The organism is Bhargavaea sp. CC-171006 (assembly GCF_009761675.1).
In the GTDB taxonomy this organism is placed as follows: domain Bacteria; phylum Bacillota; class Bacilli; order Bacillales_A; family Planococcaceae; genus Bhargavaea; species Bhargavaea changchunensis.
In genome coordinates this window covers 1-25,873 of the sequence record NZ_QUZH01000029.1, presented here as the reverse complement: position 1 = coordinate 25,873, position 25,873 = coordinate 1, and the positions used below count along the sequence as shown (strand labels likewise).

The following is a 25,873-nucleotide window of genomic DNA, read 5'->3' as shown; positions in this document are numbered from 1 at the left end:
ATATCATTTGTTCCGTTTCCCCGACGGGTCGGGTTCCGGGAACTCATTTCATCAGCGTTTTGCAGTTCAGTTTTCAAGGTTCATTGTGCTTGCCGCGGTACATCTCTTTGCGACAGCTTAATTATAATAACACGTCCTTTTACGGTTGTCAACAAAATGAAATAACTTTTTTCATCCTCATTTCTGCCCCGAAAAAAGCGACTTCCCTAATATACGCCGGTCATGGATAAAAGTCAAGCGCCGGTCTGCAATTCCGCTCTTCTTCCTATATAAGGACGGAGAGCGCGCAGACCGACGCAACGCCGGGAATGCCCAGTATGGCGATCAGGAGCCCCGACATCAGGTTCACCGGCACAAAGAATCCCAAGAGCCCCAGTCCGACATTCAGGAGGAATAGGACCAGGAAAGCTGCGGCAAGCCGGAACCAGAAGACGGACAGTTTTTCCGCGGCTGTATAAAGGATCCGCTTGTTGCGGACCAGGACGAGGAGAATGAACAGTCCAGCCGCAATGCCGATGGCGAGTTTCAAACCGATCCCATCCTTTTTCCGTTTTTCACTCCGTATCCACTGTATGCATCCGGCTTGCCCTCTATTCAAAAAAAGACGGCGGCCATGGCCATCCGTCACTGCTTAAGGGAGATGTTCCGCCTTCTCGCCTCTTTATATAGATAAAAATGCCGCGCTTCGGCCATCAGCCGCTGAGTGCGGGCAATGCCTTCCTCATCGAAGCGCGAAGCCTGGCGTTCAATCTCCTTGGCCTGCATCCATTCCTCGTGCGTTTCTTTAAGGAGCCGGATCAGGCGCTCGTCATACTCACGCTTTAGTTTCTTTCTCCGGCCAAACATGGCTGCCACACCTTCTTTGCTGGATGTCAGAGTTCTCTGCGGCCCTCAAGCGCCTTGGAAAGGGTAACCTCATCAGCGTATTCGAGATCGCCGCCGACAGGGAGACCGTGCGCAATTCGCGTCGTCCGGATACCGGACGGCTTGATGAGCCGGGAAATGTACATAGCCGTCGCCTCCCCTTCAATTGTCGGGTTGGTGGCGAGGATCACCTCTTGGACAGTCTCGTCATGGAGGCGTTTCAGCAAATCCGGGATATTGATGTCTTCCGGGCCTATTCCGTCCATCGGCGATATCGCCCCGTGGAGGACGTGGTATAAACCATTGAAGTCACGCATCTTCTCCATCGCGATGACATCCTTTGGTTCCTGCACAACACAGATCATGGACCGGTTGCGGGATTCGTCCTTGCAGATCCGGCATGGATCCGTGTCTGTGATATGTCCGCAGACGGAACAGAATGTCAGGTCGCGCTTGGCATCAACAAGCGCCTTTGAAAACGCGAGCACGGTGTCCTCTTTCATGTCCAATACATGAAAAGCAAGCCGGGCGGCCGTCTTCGGCCCGATCCCCGGCAACTTCATAAAGCTGTCGATCAGCTTGGAAATCGGTTCAGGATAATGCAATCTCGTTCCATCCTCCTCTTGAAATATAAGAGACGGGCCGCCGCTTATCGCGTGCCGGCCCGTCCGCTCGACGGAGATCTCAGAACATACCCGGGAGGTTGAGGCCCTTTGTGAACTGGCCCATTGTCGAGTTGGTCAGTTCGTCGGCCTGCTTCAGTGCATCGTTGGTTGCGATGACGATCAGGTCCTGCAGCATCTCCACGTCTTCGGGATCTGCAACGGACGGATCGACCGTCACTTCCAGCACTTCCTTATGGCCGGAGACGACCACCTTGACCATACCTCCGCCGGCTGTGCCTTCAAGGCGCTTTTCGCCGAGTTCTTCCTGTGCTTCTGCCATCTGTTTCTGCATTTTCTGCATCTGTTTCATCATGCCTTGCATATTACCCATGCCTCGCATAGTAATTCCTCCTCCAATAGTAAGTGATGCTCAGTCGTCATACACGTTGACGGTTTCCTTGCCGAACAGCTTTTCAGCTTCTCCGACCAGCGGATCCTGAGCAGGGGCACCCGCTTCCTCCAGGAAGGAAAGCGCCTCTTCGGCCGCTTCCGCGTCCGGATGGTGCTGTTCCGCCTTGCTTTCTCCGGAAGACTGCTTTTGAAGTCCGTTCTCGCGGATAAATGCCTCCCGGATCCTCAGCCAATCTTCTTCCGGCACAAATACAGGATCATAATCTTTGCCGGCCCGGGCAGACAGCCCCTGCGAAAGAGACGCAAGAAATTCGGGGTTGCCTGCGGCCATGCCGCAGTGGATCGAGTATTTGAATTTTAACACAAACGCATTGTCCGACGCCGCAACCGGCTCGGCATCATTCAGAAGGGCCGCCTGTGATTTCTGCATATCGTTCAGGATGGATGCCCAGTTCGATTTGATCGACCGGATGTTCTCTTTCGTAGCATTGGCCAGCACGTCCCGGATTCGGCCTTCCTGTACCTGGAAGCCGTTTTTCGACTTCGGTGCGGGGCGGCGCCGCTCGGGAGAAGGACCTTCCGCAGCGGCTGCGGGGATGCCCTGCTGGAGACGGCGCGTAAGGTCGGTCACCGTCTGCTCGAGCCTGCTTACCTGTCGCTGCAGTTCCTCCATGCCTTCACCGGATCCCGCAGAAACCGGCGCAGCCGCGGAGACGGGTGTACCGTCTGCCTGGATCATCCGCAGGAATGCAGCCTCCAGATACACCTTCGCGTGGTTCGAAAACCTCATCTCCTGCTGAGTTTCGGAAAGGATGCTGATAAACGCATATAGACGGCCTTCCGGAAGTGACTCTGAAAGCGGCACAAAATCATCCGGCTCAGAGATGATTTCAAGAAGGTCCGGCATGCCCGGCGCGGACTTCATGACAAGAAGATCCCTGAAGAACGTGATGAGGTCCTCCGTGAGCCGGACCACATCCTTTCCTTCGGAGACGAGTCGTTCCAGAAGCGATAGCGCACCCGCAGCATCCTTGCCGGAAAGCGCCTCTGCAATCTCCCGGAACAGTTCCTCTCCGATCGAGCCGGTGACCATGACTGCATCGTCCGCCGTGACATCATCGCCGCCAAATGACACGGCCTGGTCCAGCATGCTGAGCGCATCGCGCATGCCTCCCGCAGCTGCCTGGGCGATGACTTTCAGCGCCGGCTCCTCGTACGGAATGCCGCTGTCTTCCAGCACCTGCTCCATCCGATCCTTCAGGTCTGCGCGTGATAGCGGCTTGAAGTCGAAGCGTTGGCAGCGCGAAATGATGGTCGGCGGCAGCTTGTGCGGCTCTGTTGTCGCCAAAATGAAGACGACGTGTGCCGGCGGCTCCTCCAGCGTTTTCAGAAGGGCATTAAATGCACTGTTTGAGAGCATGTGCACCTCGTCGATGATATACACTTTAAACCTGGAATGGGATGGGGCGAAACGTACTTTTTCGATGATTTCACGAATCTCTTCGACACGGGAGTTGGAGGCGGCGTCAAACTCGATCACGTCCGTGTCCGATCCATCGGTGATCCCGCGGCAGGAGTCGCATTCGTTGCACGGCTCGTCTGTCGGCGCCTGGACGCAGTTCAATGCCTTCGCAAAGATTTTCGCCGTACTTGTCTTCCCGGTTCCCCTCGGCCCTGAAAACAGATAGGCATGGGTCGTCTTGTCCTGGAGGAGGGCATTTTGCAGTGTCCGCCTGACGTGCTGCTGCCCGCTCATCTCTCCGAATGTCTGCGGCCTGTAGGCCCTGTAGAATGCCTGATACATATGCAGCTCCCCCTCCTTCCGGACACAATTTCACATACCCCGATTATACCATATGGGCGATTCCCGCGCCCCTATCTTCTCCCGTTTCCGGCTGAGAGTTTTCCTTTCCCCGGACAGGAAGATTTCCGGGTATACAAAAGGCCCGTCCTCATCCGGACGGGCCGATTACATGTCTATGAAAATGCCGTGCACCTTTCTTCGACCGATGCACACAAGCGTTACTCCTGTCGTTGGCTCGGTTTAGGCTGCCCCGCGGCACATGGGGTTACCCACTTAATGCTGCTTCCTTCCGGACCTGACATGGTTCATGGAGCCTCATTGCGCAGGACCCAAACGTCTTCACTACGTGCAGAAGGCAGGCCTTGCATGACAAGCGGCCTCGGAAAGGGATTCAGTCCCGCTGGAGCGGATTGCGGGTTACAGGACACCGCTACCTTCCCACCTAGCACGGCGAGATTTATTATACTTCGTGGCGAGAGAAAAATCAACCTTAACCTTCCGTTCCCGTTGACACGAGGGCTGCATCATGATAAATTATTTTCGTGACATGGAGGAGTACCCAAGTCTGGCTGAAGGGGTCGGTCTTGAAAACCGAGAGGCGGGTAACACCGCGCGGGGGTTCGAATCCCTCCTCCTCCGCCATTTCACAAACACGCGCATAAAGTTGAGATAGAAAAAATCCGTTGCTTCTGCAGCGATTTTTTCTCAGGATACATGATTGAAAATTCCAAAGAACCGAAACACACATACAAGTGAAGCCGCCGGCAACAGATGCCGGCGGCTTTTTTATTTTTCCAACTCCAATTCATAGGCCGAACTGCCGGATGATCCCATCCGAGATCATATCCGACATTTGGAGGGCGGCCGTTTCAATCCGTTCAAAAACCTCGATCTCCAACTCGAAATTCCTGATGATCATGCAGACAGCCTCCAGTTTGGTGAGGGCAAGGTGTTCGTAAAACATCTTCCTCAAATCTTCTCTGTCAATAAACGGGTTCAGACCGCTTAGGAATTCTGTGATTTCATCGGCATTCCGATACCAGTCCTGCTCAATCTGGTCCGCTTTTTCCGTTTCTCCGGCCTTGGCGGCTTTGACCAGGTCCGCTGCGATGGTCAGGTGTTCTTTGATCAGTGCGGCGTACCTGTCAGCATTCCGGTCACCGTAATACGGCCTCAGGGCTTTTCCCATGTCTTCCGCATTCCGGAGGAGCCGGGTGATGACGAATTCCGTATCAGGCAGGTCAAAGACGAGGCTGATGATGGTCATCCGCGTCCAGGCAATGTGCTGTTCCCACAGAACCCGCATATCGGCCTTTAGCCTGGCGGCTTCTGCGGATATCCAGTGTCCCGTTCCAGGCATCGGCACGGGCATCATCGGGACAGCCACATAGCCGACAGGTTGCAACCCCGGCATGCTGGAGCCCAGGCAGTGAAACCATGTCACAGATTATCCACCCCAAACATTTCAGATGGCTTATCTTATTCATCCCGGAGCCTGGCGGTGTATAAATAAAGCCTGCCAAACGCCGGCAGGCTTTCCATCACCCTTTTATTGACGCAGCATCGCCATGGAAGTGCATCCAGGCCTCGAGGATTCCACCCGCGCACGGGCGGGTGGCACGGAAAAGGGCATCATGTCCTTCTGCTTCCAAAAGTTCAGGCCGGGCATTCGAAACGATCACGGATGGGTAGCCGAGCATAAGCATGTCCAGGTCATTGCCGGAATCCCCTGCGACCAGGATGCCGGCGTCTTCTTCCGTGAACTTGCCGATCACATAGCGGAGTGCCTCCCCCTTCCCGCCGCCGTCGGGCAAAATATCCACATCGCGTCCCGAACTGAACACGAACGTGTGCGGAACGCCTTCCGCGGAAAGAGCCTCCTTCAGCCTTTCAGCAGGTGCTGCGCCGTCAGAAAAGAACGAGACCCGCCTTGTGTCCGGAAGATCCTGCAGCCTGAGACCGGGAATCTTCCCCGCAATCCGCCGAATGGCCGAAGGATCCCAGTTTTCCGTCATATGTCTCTTCCACTCGAAATCTTCCACAAGCTCCGGCCCTGCAAAGACGGATGTTCCGACATCAGTGACAAGAATATCCGGAACCGGCAACCTCTCTTCACTGATGAGTTCCATCGCAGAAGCCCGGTGACGTCCCGTCACGTATGCGAGTCCAATGCGGTCCGGCAGAGAATCATAGTAATCAAGCAGTTCTCGGAGCCCCGCTTCGTCGCCGACGAATGTGCCGTCCAAGTCAGTCGCCAACAGATACCGGATCTTCTGCACGGTACAACACCTCGTATATTTCATGGATATCGGCCGCTATCGCCGGCCAGTTGAATACTTTTCTTGCGCGTTTCTGCGCCTGCCTGCCGAGGCGGTCTGCAAATTCGGGATCTTCTGCAATGCGTCTCATGCTGCGGGACAGGTCCGCCGGATTTTTGGCCGAGACGAGCAGGCCCGTCCTGCCATCCTGAACGACGTCCTGGAGCCCGCCGACTTCGGATGCGATCACAGGAGTTCCACAAGCCTGGGCCTCTGCGGCCACCATTCCGAACGATTCATAGTAGGACGGAACAATAACCGCCGTCGCTCGGCAGAACAGTTCGGCAAGCTCCTTTTGGCCGAGCGGTCCGAGGAACGTCACCTGATCCTCCACCCCGGCAACGGCCTTGCGGATGCGGGCCTTCAGCGGGAGTCCGCTTTTCGGATCGATGTCCTCCGCCGCCCCGCCTGCCAGAATGAGTCTCGCGTTTCTGCTGTGCCGGAGAAGGAGCCGGAATGCGCGCAGAAGTGTCAGAATGCCCTTTGTCTCCTCGAACCGGCCGGCATAGACAAACAGTGCCGGGCCGCCTTTGGCTGCGGCTGAAGCCGATTTCTCGAATGATCGGTCAACTCCGATTGAGACCACTGACACACTTGAGCGCATCCCGGCAAAGTCCAGGATCATATCTTTTTCAGTCGGTGTGGTTGCGATGACGCGGTCTGCACGCCCCAGGATCTCTTTTTCCGCCCTCAGCCTCGCCTCTTCCACCTGTCCGGTCGCCTTCGCTTTGGCGATACCGAGCGAATGGGAAGTATGGACGATCCGTGTGCCAAAGTCATTTCGGATCATGAGGCCAAGCAGGCCGGAAAGCCAGTAATGGGTATGGACCACGTCATAGGTACCCAGATCGATGATTGATTTCATTTCTTTATAGAAAGCGGGGAGAAGTTGCAGCATGTCAGACTTCGGCACGAACTCTTTACAGCCGGCTGCAATCCGGATCACCCGGCAGGTTCCGCCGAACCTTTCGATCTGCGGTGTGTCGGGATCGCTCCAGTGTGTGACTACATCGACGTGCAACCCCCGTTCGGCAAGTGCCTCCGCCAGCTGGCGGACATAGTTGTTCTGGCCGCCCGACTGCTTTCCTCCCAGTTTGGCCAGCGGATCTCCGTGGTCTGAAATAAACAATACTTTTTTGCACATAAACAGATGGACAACCCCTTTCCTACTAGCTCCCCTCTGAAAAATGCAGAGTAGTAAATGTGTCTACCCTACTTCACGAAAAACTAAACAAATTCTGTCATATTAAGTTTAGATTCAGATCATGGACGGGTATTGTAAAGGTAGTGTTAACGCAAAGGTGCTCATATTAAGTTAATATTAAGAGAGAGAGAGAGAAAGGCGGGATATTATGGGGTTGAAACAGGAAAAATGGTACCGGCCGGCAGAAGTTGCCGTGAAGGTGGCGGCAGCCCGTGTGCTGGCCGCCTTTCTGCCCCGTCTGAAAAGGGACATCGTTCTTGTCGGCGGTAATCTGGGCGAGAAATACGAAGACAATGCCTCAGTCTTCCACGACTATCTGATCCGGGAACGCCCGGACCTGGATGTTTACTGGATGTATGATCCTTCAACCGAATACGTCCGGCGTGAGGGGGTTCCCAACGCCGTTGCCCTCGGAACCTTCCGGAATTACCTGCTGTTCTTCAGGGCTGCTTATACGTTTCACGGCCATTCCCTTCTGTACGACATCGCACCCGGCATCGACCGTTATGTCCACCTGAACAAAAAGACCGTGATGACCCATATCAGCCACGGTATAGAAGGGTTCAAGAAAATCCTGATCCTCCCGGAAGACAAGCCCCTTCTCAGGCGGACAAACTACTTTAACTGCGCCTCGCCTTATGAGAAACGCATCAAACAATACGGCTGGGGGGTCCCGGAGGAAAAGCTGATTACAACCGGCATGGCACGTTTTGACCGTCTCAAACCGGACAGCCCCGCTCCGGAAGTAAAAAACATCCTTGTCATGATGACCTGGCGGGAGTGGCTGTTCGGTCTGTCTGATGAGGAATTCATGGAAAGCGAGTACTTCAGTCGGACCGCCGGCCTGCTCAATGACCCCTCATTTCTTCAGCTGGTCCGTGATCGCGAGCTGAATGTGAAGGTCGCGCTGCACCCGTTCATGAAGCGGTTCGAGCGGTTTTTCAAAGGTTTTCCCGGTTCGGACCGGATCCGTTTTTATTCGTTCGATGAAGTCTCCATCAAGGATGAGGTCGTCCGGGCTGATATGCTCCTGACCGACTACACGAGTGTTTCGTGGGATTTCCTCTATCAGAACAAGCCGATCATCTTCTATATGTATGATCAGGAAGAGATGGAACAGCACCGCGGCACCTACCTTGATCTCGACGGTGAACTATATGGTTACAAGGTGAATAGCTTGCCGGAAGTGAACGGACTTCTCGACCGCATCACGGCCGGCGACAACACGAATCCGTTTTACGGAAGGTCCGCAGAATACTTTCAGTACTTTGACCACGAAAACTGCCGCAGGCTTGCGGACCGCGTAATCGGGCCGGCCCGCTCGACAGAGAAACTTAAAGTTCGCACGGAAACCATCCCGGCCAAATCATAAAAGGAGCAGATCCCGACAGGGGCCTGCTCCTTTTCCATCTTCTATTTAATCACCCGACTGACGGCCGTAATTCCGGAGGATCATCCCGTTTGTGTGACGCATGCCGAACCGCTCATAAAACGGCACGACGTCATCATCACAGCACACATCGATCATGTATAGATAGTCCAATTCACCGGTCATCCTGCGTACGAGCTCCTGTCCGATTCCGTTGCCCTGGTATCCGGGAAGCACTTCCAAAAGCGGAATGTATGCCGAAAGGACACCATCGCTAATAGCGGTGATGAACCCGACAACCCGGCCGGCATTCGGGTCAACAGCCACCACTCTGTGGCTGCTGTTCCGGAGAAGCTGCAAGTGGGTCTCCTCCGACGGCGGGTCCGGCCATCCGACGAAAAAGCCCTCCAGCATGCCGGCTGTGATACCTTCAAGATCTGTCCTGTATTCCAATTCCAATCCGATCCGCTCCTTTGATGATTTTTTGAAATAAAGAGCGGATGATCAAAAGTAAAGAAGCATTCCAGGTCCTCCGTTCGTGTTTACACCGTGATTGCAGCGGCACCGGCGGACGAAGCCCGCACCGCTAACGGCCGGTACGCAGGGAATTCCCCGGCAAGACGGTCCGCGATCTCCTTTTCAGAGCCCGGCTCCGTCAGGACAAAAATTGAGGGACCCGCACCGCTCACGGCCGTGCCGTATGCACCGGCTTCGCGGGCAAAACGGCGGATCTTTCCGAAATCAGGGAACAGTTGGATCCGGTACGGCTCATGGAACACATCACGCTCCATCATGCGGCCGGCAAGCCTCCAGTCACCTATGGCAATGGCCGCCGCCATCACACCATTTGCCGCACTGCCGCACACTGCATCCGAATGCTGCAGGCTTTCCGGGAGAAGCCCCCGCGATTCCTCTGTCGCAAGCGGGCGGTCCGGAACGAGGACCACCGCGCCGACTTCCGGATGCGGGATATGAACCGTCTCCACATTGCCTTCACGATAATGGGAAAACACCGCGCCGCCCATGATCGCCGCGACAACATTGTCGGCATGGCCCTCGATATCACTGCCGATCCTGACCTTCTCCTCCACTGCCAGCCCGAGCCCGTACAGATGGTCTGCCGCCTCGATTCCCGCAGCGACGGCGGTCGCGCTGCTGCCAAGCCCTTTACCAAGCGGGATTTCCGAATGCACGGTGAGTCTGCACGGCTCCGCCACCGCACCGCACCGACGGGCCGTTTCCTGCATCGTCCGTACGATCAGATTTTCCTCCCCGCCGGCAAGGTTCGCATATTCTTCCCCTTCATAGACCACTTCCCATGCAGACGCTTTTTCCGCTTCCACTTCCATATAAAGTGCAAGCGCAAGTGCCGCGCAGTCAAATCCGGGCCCCAGGTTCGCCGTAGTGGCCGGCACCCGTATGGCGAGCGTCGGCCGGCCCATCAGCGGACCTCCGCCTTGATGCCGCTGATGAATGTCTCGAACTCTTCTTGCGTGATCGGCTTGCTGTCTTCGTTGGCCATGATGGCGGTGTCCGGGTCCTTCAGTCCGTTGCCGGTCAGGACGCCTACAACCGTTGCGCCCCGCTTCAGGCCGCCGGACTCCAGCTGCTTTTTGATGCCGGCAATAGTCGCGCATGATGCCGGTTCTGCAAATACCCCTTCGCGCGATGCGATCAGCTTATAAGCTTCGAGGATTTCCTCATCCGTCACCGCAAGAATGTTGCCGTTCGACTCTGCAAGCGCCGCTTCTGCAAGCTGCCAGCTGGCAGGGTTTCCGATTCGTATGGCAGTTGCAATCGTTTCCGGCTGCTCGACCGGTGCTCCGTTGACGATCGGGGCTGCGCCGGCTGCCTGTACCCCGAGCAACTGTGGCCGGTCCGTGCCCCGCTTTTCGGAATACTCCTTGAATCCTTTCCAGGCGGCAGAAATGTTCCCTGCGTTGCCGACAGGGAGCGCGAAAACATCCGGAACCTTACCGAGCTGCTCGATCGCCTCGAATGCAATCGTCTTCTGGCCCTCCAGGCGGTACGGGTTGACCGAGTTCACCACTGCGATATCCTCTCCGCCCGTTTCCCGTACCATGCGGAGTGCTTCATCGAAGTTCCCCTCGATTTCAAGGATTTCCGCTCCGTACATCTTCGCCTGAGCAAGCTTTCCAAGTGCAATTTTGCCCTCCGGTATGACCACGACCGTACGCATGCCGGCACGGGCGCCATATGCCGCAGCCGATGCGGAGGTATTGCCCGTGGATGCACAGATCAGTGCCGACTTGCCCTCTTCCTTTGCCTTCGCGACGGCCATGACCATTCCGCGGTCTTTAAACGAACCTGTCGGGTTGGCGCCCTCGGTCTTTACATACAGGTCAATGTCCCACTCACGGGACAGATTGTCCAGCCGGATCAGCGGCGTGTTCCCTTCCTGCAAGGTGAGGGAAGGCGTGTCCTCCGTAACCGGCAGCCACTCCCGGTATTCTTCGATCAGGCCCTTCCAGCGTTTCGCAGTTGTGTTGTTTGTTTCCATGTTGACGCCACCTCCGGATAAATGTACGCTATAAAAAAACATATGTTCATTGCATAAGGACATTATAGTCCCGGTGGTTGACAGAAACAACCCCTCCGTACTATATTTTAAAACAATTCATTCTGTTATGAAATGAAATTCAAAGAGATGGGATCTGATGAGATGAAAGTGTGTAAATTTGGCGGTACTTCGGTCGCGTCGGCGGAACAAATCATGAAAGTCGCCGGCATCATCTCATCCGACCGCACCCGGCGCATTGTCGTCGTCTCGGCTCCCGGGAAGCGGTATCCGGAAGACCGGAAAGTGACCGACATGCTGATTCGCCTGGCGGATGCTGCTCTTGACAATAAAGACACCGGACCGCTTCTTGCCGAAGTGGTCGGCCGGTTCCGCCTGATTGCGGAAGGACTCGGCATCGGCGGCGAATTCACCTCGACGGTTGAAGAAGACCTCCGGGCAAGGCTCGCAGCGGACCGTCCGCATGCCGGCCGGTTCATGGACCTGATGAAGGCTGCAGGCGAAGACAACAATGCCCGTCTTGTCGCGGCCTATCTGAACCAGATCGGCATCGAAGCGGTCTACAAGTCCCCTAAGGAAGCCGGCCTCATCGTGGAGGGCCCTGCCGGAGACGGCATGGCCGATCAGGAATGCTATTCCCGCCTCGCGGAACTCAAGAATGAGCCGCGTGTCATCGTCTTCCCGGGCTTTTTCGGCTATACGAAAGACGGCGTGCTCTGCACATTCGGCCGAGGCGGATCCGATATTACAGGTTCGATCCTTGCGGCTTCGACAGGCGCCGATATGTATGAGAACTTCACTGATGTGGACGGTGTCTTCGCTGCCAACCCGAATGTCGTCGACAATCCGGCACTGATCGGCAAAATGACCTACCGGGAGATGCGGGAACTTGCATACAACGGATTTACGGTCCTGCATGACGAATCCCTCATGCCGGCATTTAACCATTCCGTGCCCGTCAACATCAAAAATACAAACAATCCGGCGGCTCCGGGGACGCTGATCGTGAAAGAGCGCGAATGCAAAACCCAGCCGGTCATCGGCATCGCGGCGGACAGCGGCTTCAGCACCCTGTACGTCGACAAGTACCTGATGAACCGGGAGATGGGCTTTGGCCGCCGCCTTCTCGGCATCCTTGAAGATGAGCAGATTTCCTTCGAGCACACCCCGACCGGGATCGACAACATGTCCGTCATTATCCGGAACAAGTTCCTGACGCCAGAAAAGGAAGAGCGCATCCTCCGCCGCTGCTTTGACGAACTGAAAGTGGATGACGCCCATATCAGCTCCGACTACTCGATGATTGTGCTTGTCGGAGAGACGATGCGCTATTCAAAAGGACTTGCCGCCCGTGCCGCAATGGCGCTTGCCGGATCCGGCACGAACATCGAGATGATCAACCAGGGCTCTTCGGAAGTGTCCATCGTCTTCGGGGTGAAAAAAGAAGACGAGAAAAAGGCGCTCCGTGCCGTGTACGATGAATTTTTTGTGCCCGCACACGCCCATACCTTTTGAACCGAAAAACAAAAAGCACCGTCCTTCCGGATAATCCGGTCGGGCGGTGCTTTTCTGTCTTATTTCTCCAGCAGGTTGGCCTGTTTCATAAAGAAGGCCATCCGCTCCACAATATCTTCTGTCGCGTCCGGATCCTTCAGGAGATCATAGTCCTTGATATCGAGACGGAGGACCGGGCAGGCGCTGAACGAGTCGATCCAACGGGTATACCGCTCGTACATCTCTTCCCAGTAAGCAACCGGTGTCGCCTGCTCCATCGGACGCCCCCGCTCCTTGATCCGCTCGAGAATATGGTCGAATGACCCCTCCAGGTAAATCAGCAGGTCCGGATGCGGGAAGTATGGTGTCATCACCATCGCTTCGAACAGTTCCGTGTAAGTCCCGTAGTCGACAGGGTCCATCGTTCCCTTCTCGTAGTGCATGCGGGCGAATATGCCGGTATCCTCATAGATCGATCGGTCCTGTACGAAACCGCCGCCGTATTCAAACATCCGCTTCTGTTCCTTGAAGCGCTCCGCGAGGAAAAATACCTGGAGATGGAAAGCCCATTTCTCGAAGTCGTCATAAAAGCGTTCGAGATAAGGGTTGGAATCCACTTTCTCGTATGAGGTCCGGAAATTCAGCGCATCGGCAAGCGAACGGGTCATCGTCGACTTCCCGACACCGACCGTCCCGGCCACCGTGATGACGGCATGCTTCGGGATGTTGTATTTTTCTCTGAGGTTCATTCTGTGACTTCCTTTCCGATCACCTGGTCGATCTGTTCCAATATGTACTGCCGGTCTTCTGCGTTATGGACAAAATCATACCGGTCTCCGCTAAACCGCAGAACCGGAATTTCCGGATGCGCGGCTTCGAACCGGTCGATGAAGACCTCATAGTCCGACGACAGTTGCTTCATGTATTCCGGGTCCATGTTTTTCTCGAAATCACGGCCCCGCATGGCGATGCGCTTCATCAGTGTATCCAGCCCCGCATGGAGGTAGACGATGACGTTCGGCATCGGCATATCCGCCGTCAGAATGCTGTAGATTTGCTCGTATTTTGCATACTCGCCGGGCTTCAGCGTTCTTCCTGCAAAAATGAGGTTCTTGAAAATATGATAATCTGCGACGACGGACTGGCGATCATCCAGCACCTTTTTGACGTCACTAAGCTGTTTATACCGGTTGCACAAGAAGAACATCTCTGTCTGGAAGCTCCATTCATCGATGTCTTCATAGAATTTATTGAGGAACGGATTCTCATCCACGATTTCCTTCAGCAGCCGGAATCGGTGCGTTTCCGCGATTTCGCTGGCGAGCGACGTCTTGCCGACACCGATCGGCCCTTCGACCGCGATAAACGGAACATGCATCCGGATTCCCTCCCTTTCTTGAGTTGACACTTCATTTTATCACAGGCTGAGGGACCGGCATACGAAAAAAAGCCGGGTCCATCTCCGCCAGAAGATGGAAGCCGGCTTATAACTGTTTCACGTGGAACATTTCGTCGAGCAGCGTCCAGTTTTGCGGAAACGGGAAGGACAGATGCCAATAGGATATGCCCATGAGGCCCAATTCCTTGATCAGGTCGAATTTTGCTTTGATGGAGCGGGCATCTTCGAACCAGACGACATGCTCTTTTCCGTCCCGCCAGTAATTGAAAAATGGCGCTTGAGACGTCGTGTCATACTGGATTGCGGCATTTCTTTCCCTGGCACGAACCAGGGCCGCCTGCGGACTTAGTCCCTGAGCCGGCGGATTCCCCGGCTCAAACGGCAACGTCCAGTCATAGCCGTACAGGTTCTGACCCATGAGGATCTTTTTTGCCGGAATGACGCTCACGGCAAATTCAAGAACATCCCGGACAGCTCCGATCGGTGACACGGCCATCGGCGGACCGCCGCTGTAGCCCCACTCATAGGTCATGACAACAACAAAATCCGCAATCGAACCGATGGCAGCATAATCATGTCCTCCGTACCAGACGCCCGGCTGATCTTCGCTCGTCTTCGGTGCCAGGGCGACCGACAGCGTGAGGCCCGGATCCAGGCGACTTTTCAGTTTCCTGAGAAATGCGGTGTATGCATCCCGGTTTTCCCGCCCCAGGAACTCAAAGTCCATATGGACATCTTTTGCGCCCTTTTCCTTGGCGAGTGTATTGATTTCCTCAATCAGCCGGTCCTGTGCAGCTTCGCTGGCAAAGATCGCTTCAGCGACACCCCGGCTGAAGCCCCCTTCTTCCAGGTTCATTACAACAATCGCCGTCGCCGCACCCGCTTCTGCAGCCGCTTCTCCGATACCGCCCCAGTCGAAGCGAACAAGCGAGCCGTCACGCCGCGCTTCATAGCCGGCAGGCATGACGTAAGTGAGAAGCCCTTTCCGCTTACGGATTTCTTCGACCAGTGAAGCAGGCGGTGCTTGTGTATACCACTCCGCGTAGCCATTCACCGTGATTTCCGGCCGGTCCGCTGCCGGCGTCTGCGGGATGACGAGCGCCTGCCCGATGACGAGCACATCGGGGTCAGGCAGTTCGTTGGCAGATGCGATGTCCGCTGCCGGCACTCCGTACTGCCGGGCAATCGTATACAGGCTATCCCCCTGTTTGACAACATGAATCATCTGTTCCCCTCCTTGGGCAGTCCGGTCCATCATATGCCCGGAACCGCAAAAGCGTGATACACTAAGAGGAAATTCAGGTGTTCAGGAGGTTCCGGGATGGACAGGAACGAACCGTTAACGAATGGCGCCGAAGTGTCGGAACAAGACCTCCGGTTTATGGAGCTTGCCATTCTGGAAGCGAAAAAAGCAGAGGCGATCGGCGAAGTCCCGATCGGGGCAGTTATCGTCCGGGACGGCGAAGTGATTGCTGCCGCGCATAATCTGCGGGAACGGGACCAGGAAGCGACAGCACATGCGGAACTTTCGGCGATCACCGAGGCATGCAGGAAAACCGGCAGCTGGCGTCTGGAAGACACCACCCTTTATGTCACCCTCGAGCCTTGTCCGATGTGCGCGGGCGCCATCCTGCAGTCCCGCGTTCCACGGGTAATCTACGGCGCGCGCGATCCGAAGGCAGGCTGTGTCGAGTCGCTTTACCGCCTGCTCGACGACCCTCGCTTTAATCACCGGTGCGACGTCACTGAAGGGGTGCTCGCCGAAGAATGCGGCGCACTCCTCACGAACTTTTTCCGCGGCATCCGTGAACGGCGGAAAGCCGAGAAGCTTGCACGGCGGGAACGGAAGATGGAGCAAGGGGAATAAAAACGATTTGCAACGGCATGGTCGTCCATTTAGGCTCCTGCAGCTCAACTTCTTCTTCCCTGCCGCTTGATCAACCTAACATTAGCCTCAATGATGCCTGATATTAGCGTTTTTCTTAAGCAGAACAGACAAAAATCCCCGCAGCCTGTCAGAAGGCCACGGGGATTTTTCGCTCATTTCGCTTCGATTTTCTCTTTGCCGCCCATGTAAGGACGAAGTGCCTCAGGGATGATCACCGAGCCGTCTTCCTGCTGGTAGTTCTCAAGAATGGCGGCGACGGTGCGGCCGATGGCGAGCCCGCTGCCGTTCAGCGTATGGACGAATTCCGGTTTCGCGCCCTGTGCGCGGCGGAAGCGGATGTTCGCGCGCCGTGCCTGGAAGTCCTCGAAGTTCGAGCAGGACGAGATTTCCCGGTAAACGCCCTGTGTCGGGATCCATACTTCGATATCGTACTTTTTCGCGGCAGTGAAGCCGAGATCTGCGGTACACATCTTCAGAACACGGTACGGCAATCCGAGGAGCTGGAGCACCTTCTCCGCATGGCCGGTCAGCTTCTCGAGCGTTTCATACGAGTCTTCGGGCTTCGCGAAGTGGACGAGTTCAACCTTGTTGAACTGGTGCATCCTGATGAGTCCGCGGGTATCACGGCCTGCAGAGCCCGCTTCAGACCGGAAGCATGCGCTGTACGCTGCATAGGCATGCGGCAGGTCGGCCCCGTTCAGAATCTCATCGCGATGGAAGTTCGTCACAGGAACCTCCGCTGTCGGAATCAGGAAGTAGTCCTCCTCTTCGATGAGGAACGCATCCTCCTCGAATTTCGGAAGCTGGCCGGTACCCGTCAGGCTTGCCCGGTTGACCATGTAAGGCGTGAGCATCTCCTCATAGCCGTGCTCTTCCGTATGAAGGTCCAGCATGAATGCGGCAAGCGCGCGCTCAAGTTTTGCCCCTGCCCCCTTGTAGAAGACGAACCGGCTGCCCGTCGTCTTCGCAGCACGCTCGAAATCGAGGATGCCGAGATCCGTGCCGACTTCCCAGTGAGGCTTGGCTTCGAAGCCGAATTCCGGCAGTTCGCCCCACTTGCGGATTTCGACGTTGTCGTCCTCGCTTTCGCCCACCGGGACACTTTCGTGCGGAATGTTCGGCACACGCATCATGATGTAGTTCAGATCTTCCTCGACGGTATTCAGCTCCGCATCCAGTTCCTTGATGCGGTCGCCGAGCTCGCGTGTCTTCTTGATCGCCTCGTCTGCGTTTTCCTTGTTGCGCTTCATCTCGGCGATTTTCTGGGACGACTCGTTACGCTCCGCCTTCAGCTCCTCAACCTGCGTGATCAATTCCCGGCGCCGTGTATCCAGTTCGCCGAAGCGTTCGAAATCGGCCAGGTCCTCCCCGCGCTTTGACAGCTTTTCTTTGACTTCTTCGTAATGAGCTCTTACATACTTGATGTCCAGCATGTTGGCAGCCTCCTATCATTCATTTTCCGGCGATGAGGGAAATCCGGGCATATAAAAAACCCCCGTCCCTATAAAAAGGGACGAGAGTTACCCGCGTTGCCACCCTGATTGGCCGCTGAAAGCGACCCGCTCAATGGAATAACGGTCCATGCGCCGGCCGGGCCTACTGCAATGCTTGTTTCAGCCCGGCTGCTCAGGGACGGATTCACGGACGCCACTGCCGGCTTGCACCACCCGCCGGCTCTCTGAAAAAGGCGTTTCCCGCTACTGCTTCCCCTCATCGTCTCAAGTGTGAAATTATCCTCACTGTACTATAAACGCTGGGAAATGGCAAGCCGGACTCAGTAGACCCCGACCGCGCTGAAAGCTTGCTTTACGGAAGCGACCTCCGCGCTTGACGCACCGTACAGGTCGGTTGCCGCGCGTACTGCAGAGGCGCGGAAATGGCTGTAGTTCGACGTCGGTGTCAGGTACTGTGTCAGCGTACGGTACATGACCTTGCCGACCTTGTCATTGCCGATGCCGTTGACCTTCACGCCGTAGTGAGTGCCGCCGTTTGCCAGGAGATACGCCATCTTGTTGCCGATGCCGGAGTTGATGTGTACGCCTCCGTTATCCTGGGTGCCCGTGTAGCGCTTGGAATAGTGGTCAGGGTCTCCGGCAAGTGTCGGATCCGCCATCGAGCGGAGTGCATCTCCAGGGGTGCCAGGCGTGTAGATGTCCTCACCCATCAGCCAGTCCGGATTGTTGTTGAAGTGGTACTCGGTGAGCGTACCGAAAATATCCGACATCGACTCGTTGATCGCCCCTGACTCGTTCTGATAGATCAAGTCGGCGGAGAAGTCGGTCACAGCATGCGTCAATTCGTGCGCGACCACATCTAGCGAACCCGAGAAGGCGCGGAAGTTGTAGCCGTCCCCGTCGCCATAGATCATCTGGGAACCTGTCCAGCCGGCATTGTTGTAGCTTCGGCCGTAGTGCACGGTCGAGACAAGCTCAGCTCCGGCATTGTCATAGCTGTTGCGGTTATGGACATTGCGGAAATAGTCGTATGTCCAGGCAGCGTAGGTGTGGGCATCGACGGCCGCCCGATCATAGGTCGTATTGAAACGGTTGTCCGCATCCAGCCACAGTGAGCCCGGGATGCGTGTCTGGTTCCGGCCGTCATACGTATAGATGCCGTTTCCGCGTGTACCATCGAACATGTAATAGCCGTCAGCCGTGCTGAATGTCTTGAACGTCTTGGAGTCCCCCAGAACCCCCGTGCCGGAGCCTGTCACGACCGTGCCGCTGATGGCATCTGTACCGCCTTTATTTTTCCCGCCTTTTGCCTCGTGCATCTCGTTCAGGTTCTCAATGATTTCGCCAGTCTTGGCATCGACAAACACGAGAAAGTTCCCGGGAGCCGGATCAAGCACTTCAAACCGCATCTGGTAGGCATAGCGCGGCTCCCCGTCCAGCGCATAGATGACAAGTGCAGGACGTTCCTCGTTCTCGAACTTGTCCACCTTGTCGCCGAGCTTTTTCTCGACCGCTTCCTTTCCGATTCCGTAGGCATCCGCCTTTGTGACTTTGTTTTGGCCAGCGAGCGACGACTTTTTATCCAGGCCCGGCACTGCCGTTCCCGAAAGGGCCGTCAGCACGCCCTTTTTGTCCACATGGGCGGTCAGCACGGAACCGAATACTGGCGTCCCCATGTGCTTTTGCTGGAGACGGACATGGGTGTAGCCCAGCTCATCTTTTTCCTCGGAGATGACTTCAAACGATGAGGCCGCCTCACCGCTGTATCCGAACAGGGCCTTTTCCTTTTTCAGATAATCCAGTGCAATGGCCGCCGCCGGCTTTGCAGACGGCTTTGTCAATTCACCCGAGACGAGCTGCGGGACATTCATATCTTCATTTTTGGAGATCGTGATGCCATGGCCATCCGCCGATGCCGGTCCTGCGGCAAGCGACAGCGCCATGATGGCTGCTGCTCCAATCCCTGCAAGCTTTCGTTTATTCATCCCCACTTCACTCCCTTAATCGATTTGTCTCCGTATGTACGGTAGGACTTTATCATAATAGGAATTCAGAATCATTTGAATAGGCTGTTAAACTCTTTTTCCACTTATGTCTGCCGCTCTTTTAATTCCATAAAATATGGTAATCTTGTAAGGATAATTTCATCTAAATTCTTCCAATGGTAATTCTTTCATTGAAGTCTGCCGTGAGAGAAGGGAGATATTTCCCAATAAAAAAACGGCCGGAAAAATAATCTTCCGGCCGTGCCATAATGCTCAGATTCCGCGCTCGCTCATCCGTTCTCCTGCTGTAAGTGCGCCGATTTCAAGACCTTTCATCGGGGTTCCGATTCCTTTGGACAGTTCGCCGATGAGTGCATAGTCCTTATAGTTACGGGTGGCCTGTACAATGGCCTCTGCAAACTTCTCCGGGTTATCCGATTTGAAGATGCCGGAGCCGACAAATACACCGTCCGCGCCGAGTTCCATCATCAGAGCCGCATCTGCAGGAGTTGCCACCCCGCCTGCCGCATAGTTCGTCACCGGCAGCCGCTTTTTCTCGCGGATTGCCAGCAGCACATCATACGGGGCACCGAGGTCGCGTGCTTCCGCCATGAGCTCGTCATCATTCATGTGGATGATTCGCGTTACCTGGGCATTCACCTTCCTCAGGTGACGGACCGCCTCAACGATGTTTCCGGTTCCCGGCTCGCCTTTTGTCCGGAGCATCTGAGCCCCTTCTCCGAGACGCCTTGCAGCTTCCCCCAGATCACGCGCACCGCAGACGAACGGCACACTGAAGCTGCTTTTCAAAAGATGGAATTCCTCATCTGCAGGCGTCAGCACTTCGCTTTCATCGATATAATCGACCCCCAGCGCCTCCAGGACGCGCGCCTCCGAGATATGGCCAATTCTTGCCTTCGCCATGACCGGGATGGAAACTGCGCTTTTGACTTCCTCGATGATGCGCGGATCCGCCATCCGGGCAACTCCGCCTGCCGCGCGAATGTCGGAAGGCACGCGCTCCAGCGCCATAACTGCGACCGCTCCTGCCGCCTCAGCCACTTTCGCCTGTTCTGCATTGATTACGTCCATGATGACGCCGCCATATTGGAATTGCATGATTTACCGTCTCCCCTTTTTTGTTATGTTCTGTCTTCTGATTCAAGTATAATAGGTAGTGACCATATTAAAACATCCAGTTTTCACTGAATTGATAAGGCCAGTTGACAGAAAGGATGCTGCAAATGCTTATTGTCCCGATTCGGAGAGACGGCGACGATCCGATTTATGCACAAATCTATGAAGGAATCCGGCGAATGATATTGGATGGTTCACTTACGGTCGGCACAAAGCTTCCGTCCAAACGTAAATTTTCCGAACATCTCGGCGTCAGCAACACGACAATCGAGCTCGCTTACGAGCAGCTGTTGGCGGAAGGATATATCACCTCGAAGCCGAGAAGCGGGTTTTACGTGCAGGATGTCGGTGAACTTGCCTACGCCCAACCGGCCGAGAATAAGAAAACAATCCCTGTCCCCACGCAGGAGAAAACTGAATACCGATACGATTTTTCCCCGGGACGCATAGATACGGCAGCATTTCCGTTTGACGAATGGAGACGGCAAGCCAAGAATCTAATCGATCCGGCTGCCGCAGAATTCCTGCTTCTCGGCCACCCCCACGGTGACCCGGAGCTTCGGCGGGAGATTGCGACCTACCTGAATCATTCCCGCGGGGTTCGCTGCACACCAGAGCAGATCATCATCGGATCGGGAACGGAACAGCTGATGCCGCTTATCATCCGGCTTCTTGGGCCGTTTACGGTGTATGCCGTCGAGAACCCCGGATACCCGCTGACACACCATCTGTTCCGCCAGAATGACCGGATGACCGTCCCCATCCCTGTGGACGGTGAGGGAATCGACGTCGCTGTCCTGGAGGAATCCGGGGCGGATGCCGTCTACGTCACTCCGGCCCATCAGTTTCCGACGGGCGCGGTTCTGTCTGCGAAAAGACGGAGCCGCCTGTTCAGCTGGGCTGCCGGAAAGCCGGGGCGCATCATTATCGAAGATGATTATGACAGCGAATTCCGCTACGGTGGCATTCCAGTGCCTGCTCTCCAGGGAATGGACCGCCATGGCCGTGTCCTTTACCTCAGCACGTTTTCAAAATCGCTCATGCCATCTCTTCGGATTGCCTACATGGTGCTTCCTGAACCGCTCATGGACCGTTACGACGAACTGTTTGCCCTTTATTCATCGACCGTGCCGCGGCTCGATCAGCAGATGCTTGCGGGCTTCATGGCGGACGGCTCTTTCTCACGCCACCTGAACCGGATGCGGAAAGTATACAGACGCAAGTATATGGCCCTCACATCCTCTCTTGGACCGTATGCCGGCTCGGTAAGCCATGAGGAAAGCCAGGCGGGCATGCATCTCCGTCTCACCGTCAACAGCCTCAGAAGCGCCGGAGAGCTCGTCCGGATGGCCGGTGATGCCGGCATCCGTGTCCGGTCCGCAGCCGCCTATTCCATCGTCAGGACGGAAGAAGAGGGGCTGCCGGAGATTGTTCTGGGCTTCGGAAGTATCCCCGAAGCGGATATTCCGGAAGCGATCACTCTCCTCATGGAATCCTGGGACATCAAAAAAGACGGAACAGCCTGATTGGGCTGTTCCGTCTTTTATTGTCGGCAGGTGGAAGAATCAGAACAGACCCTTCACCCATCCCGTAGCCTTATTCCAGATGCCTGAGAAAAAGTCGCCGATTGCCTGGAGTGTCAGCGAGAACCAGCCCGCTTTTTCGACTGCTTCCTTTGTGACGACGTCGAACGATGCCGGAGCTCCGTCGACATTGCCATAGACCTGCTCGCCGTCGGCATGGACGATATTCACCTTCCCGACGACCGTGCCTTCCTTGACAGGAGCCTCCAGCTCGCCGTCCTTCAGCTTCGATTCATCGGCAGTGAATTCCGCCGTATATTTGTCTTTCTCGGAGGATTTCACAAGCATCGTGACCGGCTCCTTGAGGCCGATCTTCACTTCATTTTCCTCGCCCTTGTTCACAGGGAGTGTTTCGTTCCCTTTGAACTTATGGTCTGCAGGCAGGATTTCTTCTTTTACGAACTGGTTAAAACCGTAGTCAAACAAAGTGCGGGCCGCATCGAAGCGGGCTTTATAGGATCCGTTGCCGTTTTCGTCGACCGCTTTCATGACGACCGCGATCAGGCGCGTATCACCGCGTTTGGCCGTTCCGGTAAATGCATGGCCGGCAAGTTCGGTTGTCCCGGTCTTTAGGCCGTCCACACCTTCATATTCATATACGAGGCCGGGCAGCATGAAGTTCCAGTTGTCCATCTGGATGGCATCCGATGTACCTTCGCGGAACACCTTCTTTGGGATGCTGGTCGTTTCCAGAACTTCCGGATAGTCCTTGAGGAGATGATAAGCGAGAAGCGCCACCGACTTGGCCGGCATGACATTCTCATCGTTTTCTCCTGTGCCCTTAGGATGCATGCCCTGCAGATAGGAGTTGTTCAGGCCTGTTGAGTTGACGAATTTATAGTCTTTCAGGCCGAGTTCTTCCGCTTTTTCATTCATCAGTTCGATAAACTTGGTTTCCGAACCGGCCAGCGTCTCCGCAATGCCGATTGTGGCCGCATTTGCAGAGTAGATGGCAAGCGCCTCGTACAGTTCCTGGATGGTGTACTTCTCACCGTTACGCAGCGGTACGTTGCTCAGGCGCCGGTCTTGGGAGACGGCATAAGCATAATCCGAGACAGTGTATTCCTGGTCCCAGGTGATCCGCCCTTCCTCGATTGCCTCGAACAACAGGTACTCTGTCATCATCTTTGACATGCTGGCGATGCCAAGTGTGGCGTCTTCGTTTTTCCCGTAGAGGATCTGGCCTGTATCGGCGTCGACCAGGATTGCGGCATCTACGCGCAGGCCAAGATCCTCAGCCGCAGAAGCAGGGCCGGGCGCAGAAAATATGGTCATCATAAGAACTGGCACGATCATGAAAATCGCGAGCGTTCTCTTAAACATGTAATTCAATGTGGTCCCTCCGAATACTTATTTCAACCGCTCCATTTTAACATAGAACGACCTGTTGCCGCTTGCCGGTTCGCGAAAAAAATGCCTTTCCGCCCGATAGAGGGCGAAAAGGCACGAAAATTTGTATTTACAATGAATAGTTAGGTGCTTCTTTAGTAATCTGTACATCATGAGGATGGCTTTCGCGGAGACCGGCGCCTGTCATTCGGATCAGCTGGGACTCTTCGCGGAGCGACTCGAGATCTTTCGCGCCCGCATAGCCCATGCCGGCGCGGATGCCGCCGACCAGCTGGTGGATTGTGTCGGCAAGAGGCCCTTTGTACGGCAGGCGGCCTTCGATGCCTTCAGGTACGAGCTTCTTCGCGTCTTCCTGGAAGTAGCGGTCCTTGGATCCCTGTTCCATCGCCCCGACTGATCCCATACCACGGTATACTTTGAAGCGGCGGCCCTGGAAGATTTCCGTTTCGCCCGGGCTTTCGGTCGTTCCGGCAAGGAGGCTGCCAAGCATGACAACATGTCCGCCTGCTGCAAGCGCCTTGACAATATCACCGGAATACTTGATGCCGCCATCGGCGATAATCGCCTTGCCGTGTTTGCGTGCTTCTGTCGCGCACTCGTATACGGCCGTGATCTGAGGGACGCCGACTCCTGCCACTACACGCGTCGTGCAGATCGATCCCGGTCCGATGCCGACTTTCACGACATCCGCGCCCGCTTCGTAGAGGGCACGTGTGCCTTCCGCAGTCGCAACGTTTCCTGCCACGATATCCAGTTCCGGGTAAGTTTCGCGGATTTGGCGGACCGTATCGATGACGCCTTTGGAGTGGCCGTGTGCCGTATCGATGACAATCAGGTCGACTTCTGCCTTGACGAGCTGCTCAAGGCGCATCATCGTATCGGAGGTCACGCCGATTGCGGCGCCCACAAGCAGGCGACCCTGCGAGTCTTTCGCTGCTTTCGGGAACTCGATGACCTTTTCGATGTCCTTGATGGTGATGAGGCCTTTCAGGATGCCTTCTTCATCGACAATCGGGAGTTTCTCAATTTTGTACTTCTGGAGCATCTTTTCGGCTTCCGCAAGTGTCGTTCCGACTGGTGCGGTCACCAGATTCTCCTTGGTCATGAAATCGCTGATCTGGCCGGAGTAATCTTCGATAAACCGCATATCGCGGTTCGTGATGATGCCGACCAGCTTCAGTTCCTCTTCATTGTTGACGATCGGCACACCGGAGATCCGGTATTTGCCCATGAGATGCTCCGCATCAAAAACCTGGTGCTCGGGTGTCAGATAAAACGGATTCGTGATGACGCCGTTTTCGGAGCGTTTGACCTGCTCCACCTGCTCTGCCTGCTCCTCGATGCTCATGTTTTTATGGATGACGCCGATGCCGCCCTGGCGTGCCATGGAAATCGCCATTTTTGCTTCGGTGACCGTATCCATTCCGGCACTGATAATCGGGAGGTTAAGCTTGATCTTATCTGTCAGCTGGACGGACAGGTCCACTTCCTTCGGCAAAACTTCCGATGCCGCCGGGACAAGCAATACATCATCAAAAGTCAGACCTTCTTTGGCAAACTTGTTCTCCCACATGCGTTTTACGCCCCCATATCGCTGAATATTATTGTTAGGTTATCAACGTGAAATTGGGCTGTCAAGAAACAATCGGAAGTAAAATTATTCCCATTATTCGCTTAGTTGATTCTTGAGATCATTACGGATTTTTTCCGGCTTTGTCTGCGGTGCATAGCGCTCAATCGGACGTCCATCCCGTCCGATGAGAAACTTCGTGAAATTCCACTTTACTTCACCGCCGAGAAGACCCTTTGTTTCGTTTGTGAGGTACTGGAAAAGAGGATCCGCATTTTTACCTTTCACATCCACCTTTGCAAACATCGGGAATGACACGCCATAGTTTCTTCTGCAGAATTCCATCGTTTCATCGATGTTGTCAAACTCCTGATTCATGAACTGGTCGCTCGGGAAACCCAGAATCGTAAAGCCATCGTCCCGATATTCCTGATAGAGTTCCTGAAGACCTTCAAACTGGTTGGTGAAGCCGCATTTGCTTGCCGTATTCACAACCAGGACAACCTGTCCCTCATAGTCGGAGAGTGCCTGTTTGGTGCCGTCTGGCTTTTCTGCTTCAAAATCATAGATCGTCGCTGCCATTTCTGCCACTCCTCTCAGATGTCTTAAACTTACCGCGGAAGAGCATTGCATGGCAAAAGATATGAATCCATGAGCCAATGGCGATTGTCAGTTATATGAAGAAACAGCAGGTTGTTCTCTTCTATGAATCTCCTTTTCTGGAAAAGCTGAAACCTTATTATGGGCTAAGGGAGAATGATTCGGAATCGTAAGGGTGGTGCCTGCCGCTGCTTGTGCTTCTGTGAGAAGTCCTGCGGACTGTTTTTCACGCACAAAAAAAAACCGCCTCCATAAGGAGACGGCCTTGTGCCCAGCGACGTCCTACTCTTGCAGGGGGA

Annotated in this window: 25 protein-coding genes, 1 tRNA gene, 1 other RNA gene and 1 other annotated feature; of the genes, 5 read left to right on the top strand and 22 right to left on the bottom strand. The window is 55.2% G+C overall.

All coding sequences use genetic code 11. The annotated features are described in order from the left end of the window. Positions 1-265: 265 nt before the first annotated feature. The 6 genes from DZC51_RS13840 to ffs all read right to left on the bottom strand — a co-directional run bounded on the left by DZC51_RS13840 (position 266) and on the right by ffs (position 4,135). Entirely contained in the window at positions 266-529 is a 264-nt protein-coding gene (locus DZC51_RS13840) for a pro-sigmaK processing inhibitor BofA family protein (RefSeq protein ID WP_157296890.1), read from the bottom strand. Positions 530-624: 95 nt separating this feature from the next. Further along, positions 625-846, bottom strand: coding sequence for a YaaL family protein (locus tag DZC51_RS13835; protein WP_157296888.1), 222 nt, complete (start codon positions 844-846; stop codon positions 625-627). Between the two features lie 26 nt (positions 847-872). Next, positions 873-1,469, bottom strand: a complete 597-nt coding sequence (recR, locus tag DZC51_RS13830; RefSeq protein ID WP_157296886.1) for a recombination mediator RecR — start codon at positions 1,467-1,469, stop codon at positions 873-875. Between the two features lie 79 nt (positions 1,470-1,548). After that, positions 1,549-1,869 carry a YbaB/EbfC family nucleoid-associated protein gene (locus DZC51_RS13825; protein ID WP_008301519.1) on the bottom strand — a complete coding sequence of 107 codons (321 nt, stop codon included), beginning with the start codon at positions 1,867-1,869 and terminating at the stop codon, positions 1,549-1,551. A gap of 30 nt (positions 1,870-1,899) precedes the next feature. Next, the gene (gene dnaX / locus DZC51_RS13820; RefSeq protein ID WP_157296884.1) at positions 1,900-3,684 is read right to left on the bottom strand and encodes a DNA polymerase III subunit gamma/tau; all 1,785 of its coding nucleotides are present in this window, start codon (positions 3,682-3,684) and stop codon (positions 1,900-1,902) included. 184 nt (positions 3,685-3,868) lie between these two features. After that, positions 3,869-4,135: signal recognition particle sRNA large type (gene ffs, locus DZC51_RS13815), an RNA gene on the bottom strand. Between the two features lie 98 nt (positions 4,136-4,233). On the opposite strand from ffs, the gene DZC51_RS13810 reads away from it, so the two are divergent. Beyond that, a tRNA-Ser gene (locus DZC51_RS13810) sits at positions 4,234-4,326 on the top strand. A gap of 163 nt (positions 4,327-4,489) precedes the next feature. Here DZC51_RS13810 and DZC51_RS13805 read toward each other — a convergent pair. From DZC51_RS13805 to DZC51_RS13795, 3 genes are all read right to left on the bottom strand, one after another. Next, positions 4,490-5,128, bottom strand: coding sequence for an acetylglutamate kinase (locus DZC51_RS13805; protein WP_232524148.1), 639 nt, complete (start codon positions 5,126-5,128; stop codon positions 4,490-4,492). A gap of 97 nt (positions 5,129-5,225) precedes the next feature. Then, on the bottom strand, positions 5,226-5,963 hold the full coding sequence (locus DZC51_RS13800) for an HAD-IIB family hydrolase (RefSeq protein ID WP_157296882.1): 738 nt from the start codon (positions 5,961-5,963) through the stop codon (positions 5,226-5,228). Next, complete coding sequence (locus tag DZC51_RS13795) at positions 5,932-7,146, bottom strand: glycosyltransferase (protein WP_198304126.1); 1,215 nt, start codon at positions 7,144-7,146, stop codon at positions 5,932-5,934. The genes DZC51_RS13800 and DZC51_RS13795 overlap by 32 nt, the downstream gene beginning before the upstream one ends. A 208-nt stretch (positions 7,147-7,354) precedes the next feature. Between DZC51_RS13795 and DZC51_RS13790 the strand changes: the two genes are divergently transcribed. Then, on the top strand, positions 7,355-8,578 hold the full coding sequence (locus DZC51_RS13790) for a CDP-glycerol glycerophosphotransferase family protein (RefSeq protein ID WP_157296881.1): 1,224 nt from the start codon (positions 7,355-7,357) through the stop codon (positions 8,576-8,578). Positions 8,579-8,623: 45 nt separating this feature from the next. On the opposite strand, the gene DZC51_RS13785 is transcribed toward DZC51_RS13790, so the two are convergent. The 3 genes from DZC51_RS13785 to thrC all read right to left on the bottom strand — a co-directional run bounded on the left by DZC51_RS13785 (position 8,624) and on the right by thrC (position 11,096). Next, positions 8,624-9,028: a GNAT family N-acetyltransferase gene (locus tag DZC51_RS13785; protein ID WP_157296892.1), complete on the bottom strand. Its 405-nt coding sequence runs from the start codon at positions 9,026-9,028 to the stop codon at positions 8,624-8,626. A gap of 89 nt (positions 9,029-9,117) precedes the next feature. After that, complete coding sequence (gene thrB, locus DZC51_RS13780) at positions 9,118-10,017, bottom strand: homoserine kinase (RefSeq protein ID WP_157296879.1); 900 nt, start codon at positions 10,015-10,017, stop codon at positions 9,118-9,120. Continuing rightward, a complete protein-coding gene (thrC, locus tag DZC51_RS13775; RefSeq protein ID WP_157296877.1) occupies positions 10,017-11,096 on the bottom strand; it encodes a threonine synthase in 1,080 nt (359 codons plus the stop codon). Before thrC ends, thrB begins: the two co-directional genes overlap by 1 nt. Before the next feature lie 162 nt (positions 11,097-11,258). Here thrC and DZC51_RS13770 point away from each other — a divergent pair, with 162 nt between their 5' ends. Beyond that, positions 11,259-12,629, top strand: a complete 1,371-nt coding sequence (locus DZC51_RS13770) for an aspartate kinase (protein WP_157296875.1) — start codon at positions 11,259-11,261, stop codon at positions 12,627-12,629. Positions 12,630-12,688: 59 nt separating this feature from the next. On the opposite strand, the gene DZC51_RS13765 is transcribed toward DZC51_RS13770, so the two are convergent. From DZC51_RS13765 to DZC51_RS13755, 3 genes are all read right to left on the bottom strand, one after another. Continuing rightward, entirely contained in the window at positions 12,689-13,357 is a 669-nt protein-coding gene (locus DZC51_RS13765) for a deoxynucleoside kinase (protein ID WP_157296873.1), read from the bottom strand. Further along, the gene (locus DZC51_RS13760) at positions 13,354-13,986 is read right to left on the bottom strand and encodes a deoxynucleoside kinase (protein ID WP_157296871.1); all 633 of its coding nucleotides are present in this window, start codon (positions 13,984-13,986) and stop codon (positions 13,354-13,356) included. The genes DZC51_RS13765 and DZC51_RS13760 overlap by 4 nt, the downstream gene beginning before the upstream one ends. A 106-nt stretch (positions 13,987-14,092) precedes the next feature. Continuing rightward, positions 14,093-15,232 (bottom strand): glycosyl hydrolase family 18 protein, encoded by a 1,140-nt coding sequence (locus DZC51_RS13755; protein WP_157296870.1) that lies wholly within the window; start codon positions 15,230-15,232, stop codon positions 14,093-14,095. Between the two features lie 96 nt (positions 15,233-15,328). Here DZC51_RS13755 and tadA point away from each other — a divergent pair, with 96 nt between their 5' ends. Next, complete coding sequence (gene tadA / locus DZC51_RS13750; RefSeq protein WP_157296868.1) at positions 15,329-15,874, top strand: tRNA adenosine(34) deaminase TadA; 546 nt, start codon at positions 15,329-15,331, stop codon at positions 15,872-15,874. A 173-nt stretch (positions 15,875-16,047) separates the two neighbouring features. Here the strand turns inward: tadA and serS are convergent, their stop codons facing one another. The 3 genes from serS to pdxS all read right to left on the bottom strand — a co-directional run bounded on the left by serS (position 16,048) and on the right by pdxS (position 20,453). Next, a complete protein-coding gene (serS, locus tag DZC51_RS13745) occupies positions 16,048-17,328 on the bottom strand; it encodes a serine--tRNA ligase (protein WP_157296866.1) in 1,281 nt (426 codons plus the stop codon). Between the two features lie 73 nt (positions 17,329-17,401). Further along, positions 17,402-17,618 (bottom strand) — a binding site (T-box leader). Positions 17,619-17,669: 51 nt separating this feature from the next. Continuing rightward, positions 17,670-19,334 carry a M4 family metallopeptidase gene (locus DZC51_RS13740; protein WP_157296864.1) on the bottom strand — a complete coding sequence of 555 codons (1,665 nt, stop codon included), beginning with the start codon at positions 19,332-19,334 and terminating at the stop codon, positions 17,670-17,672. A 273-nt stretch (positions 19,335-19,607) separates the two neighbouring features. Next, positions 19,608-20,453, bottom strand: coding sequence for a pyridoxal 5'-phosphate synthase lyase subunit PdxS (pdxS, locus tag DZC51_RS13735; protein WP_157296862.1), 846 nt, complete (start codon positions 20,451-20,453; stop codon positions 19,608-19,610). 125 nt (positions 20,454-20,578) lie between these two features. On the opposite strand from pdxS, the gene pdxR reads away from it, so the two are divergent. After that, on the top strand, positions 20,579-21,997 hold the full coding sequence (gene pdxR / locus DZC51_RS13730; RefSeq protein WP_157296860.1) for a MocR-like pyridoxine biosynthesis transcription factor PdxR: 1,419 nt from the start codon (positions 20,579-20,581) through the stop codon (positions 21,995-21,997). A gap of 39 nt (positions 21,998-22,036) precedes the next feature. Here the strand turns inward: pdxR and DZC51_RS13725 are convergent, their stop codons facing one another. The 4 genes from DZC51_RS13725 to DZC51_RS13710 all read right to left on the bottom strand — a co-directional run bounded on the left by DZC51_RS13725 (position 22,037) and on the right by DZC51_RS13710 (position 25,808). After that, positions 22,037-23,386: a serine hydrolase gene (locus DZC51_RS13725; protein WP_157296858.1), complete on the bottom strand. Its 1,350-nt coding sequence runs from the start codon at positions 23,384-23,386 to the stop codon at positions 22,037-22,039. Positions 23,387-23,513: 127 nt separating this feature from the next. After that, entirely contained in the window at positions 23,514-24,977 is a 1,464-nt protein-coding gene (guaB, locus tag DZC51_RS13720) for an IMP dehydrogenase (RefSeq protein ID WP_157296856.1), read from the bottom strand. A 93-nt stretch (positions 24,978-25,070) separates the two neighbouring features. Further along, positions 25,071-25,556, bottom strand: coding sequence for a glutathione peroxidase (locus tag DZC51_RS13715; RefSeq protein ID WP_157296854.1), 486 nt, complete (start codon positions 25,554-25,556; stop codon positions 25,071-25,073). 87 nt (positions 25,557-25,643) lie between these two features. Next, complete coding sequence (locus DZC51_RS13710) at positions 25,644-25,808, bottom strand: hypothetical protein (RefSeq protein ID WP_157296852.1); 165 nt, start codon at positions 25,806-25,808, stop codon at positions 25,644-25,646. Positions 25,809-25,873: the final 65 nt, after the last annotated feature.

Coding starts and splice junctions, on each gene's coding strand:
- DZC51_RS13835 (WP_157296888.1), bottom strand. CDS start 846: ATGTTTGGCCGGAGAAAGAAACTAAAGCGTGAGTATGACGAGCGCCTG.
- DZC51_RS13825 (WP_008301519.1), bottom strand. CDS start 1,869: ATGCGAGGCATGGGTAATATGCAAGGCATGATGAAACAGATGCAGAAA.
- dnaX (WP_157296884.1), bottom strand. CDS start 3,684: ATGTATCAGGCATTCTACAGGGCCTACAGGCCGCAGACATTCGGAGAG.
- DZC51_RS13795 (WP_198304126.1), bottom strand. CDS start 7,146: ATGTGCAAAAAAGTATTGTTTATTTCAGACCACGGAGATCCGCTGGCC.
- DZC51_RS13790 (WP_157296881.1), top strand. CDS start 7,355: ATGGGGTTGAAACAGGAAAAATGGTACCGGCCGGCAGAAGTTGCCGTG.
- thrB (WP_157296879.1), bottom strand. CDS start 10,017: ATGGGCCGGCCGACGCTCGCCATACGGGTGCCGGCCACTACGGCGAAC.
- thrC (WP_157296877.1), bottom strand. CDS start 11,096: ATGGAAACAAACAACACAACTGCGAAACGCTGGAAGGGCCTGATCGAA.
- DZC51_RS13770 (WP_157296875.1), top strand. CDS start 11,259: ATGAAAGTGTGTAAATTTGGCGGTACTTCGGTCGCGTCGGCGGAACAA.
- DZC51_RS13765 (WP_157296873.1), bottom strand. CDS start 13,357: ATGAACCTCAGAGAAAAATACAACATCCCGAAGCATGCCGTCATCACG.
- DZC51_RS13760 (WP_157296871.1), bottom strand. CDS start 13,986: ATGCATGTTCCGTTTATCGCGGTCGAAGGGCCGATCGGTGTCGGCAAG.
- DZC51_RS13755 (WP_157296870.1), bottom strand. CDS start 15,232: ATGATTCATGTTGTCAAACAGGGGGATAGCCTGTATACGATTGCCCGG.
- tadA (WP_157296868.1), top strand. CDS start 15,329: ATGGACAGGAACGAACCGTTAACGAATGGCGCCGAAGTGTCGGAACAA.
- serS (WP_157296866.1), bottom strand. CDS start 17,328: ATGCTGGACATCAAGTATGTAAGAGCTCATTACGAAGAAGTCAAAGAA.
- DZC51_RS13740 (WP_157296864.1), bottom strand. CDS start 19,334: ATGAATAAACGAAAGCTTGCAGGGATTGGAGCAGCAGCCATCATGGCG.
- pdxS (WP_157296862.1), bottom strand. CDS start 20,453: ATGCAATTCCAATATGGCGGCGTCATCATGGACGTAATCAATGCAGAA.
- pdxR (WP_157296860.1), top strand. CDS start 20,579: ATGCTTATTGTCCCGATTCGGAGAGACGGCGACGATCCGATTTATGCA.
- guaB (WP_157296856.1), bottom strand. CDS start 24,977: ATGTGGGAGAACAAGTTTGCCAAAGAAGGTCTGACTTTTGATGATGTA.
- DZC51_RS13715 (WP_157296854.1), bottom strand. CDS start 25,556: ATGGCAGCGACGATCTATGATTTTGAAGCAGAAAAGCCAGACGGCACC.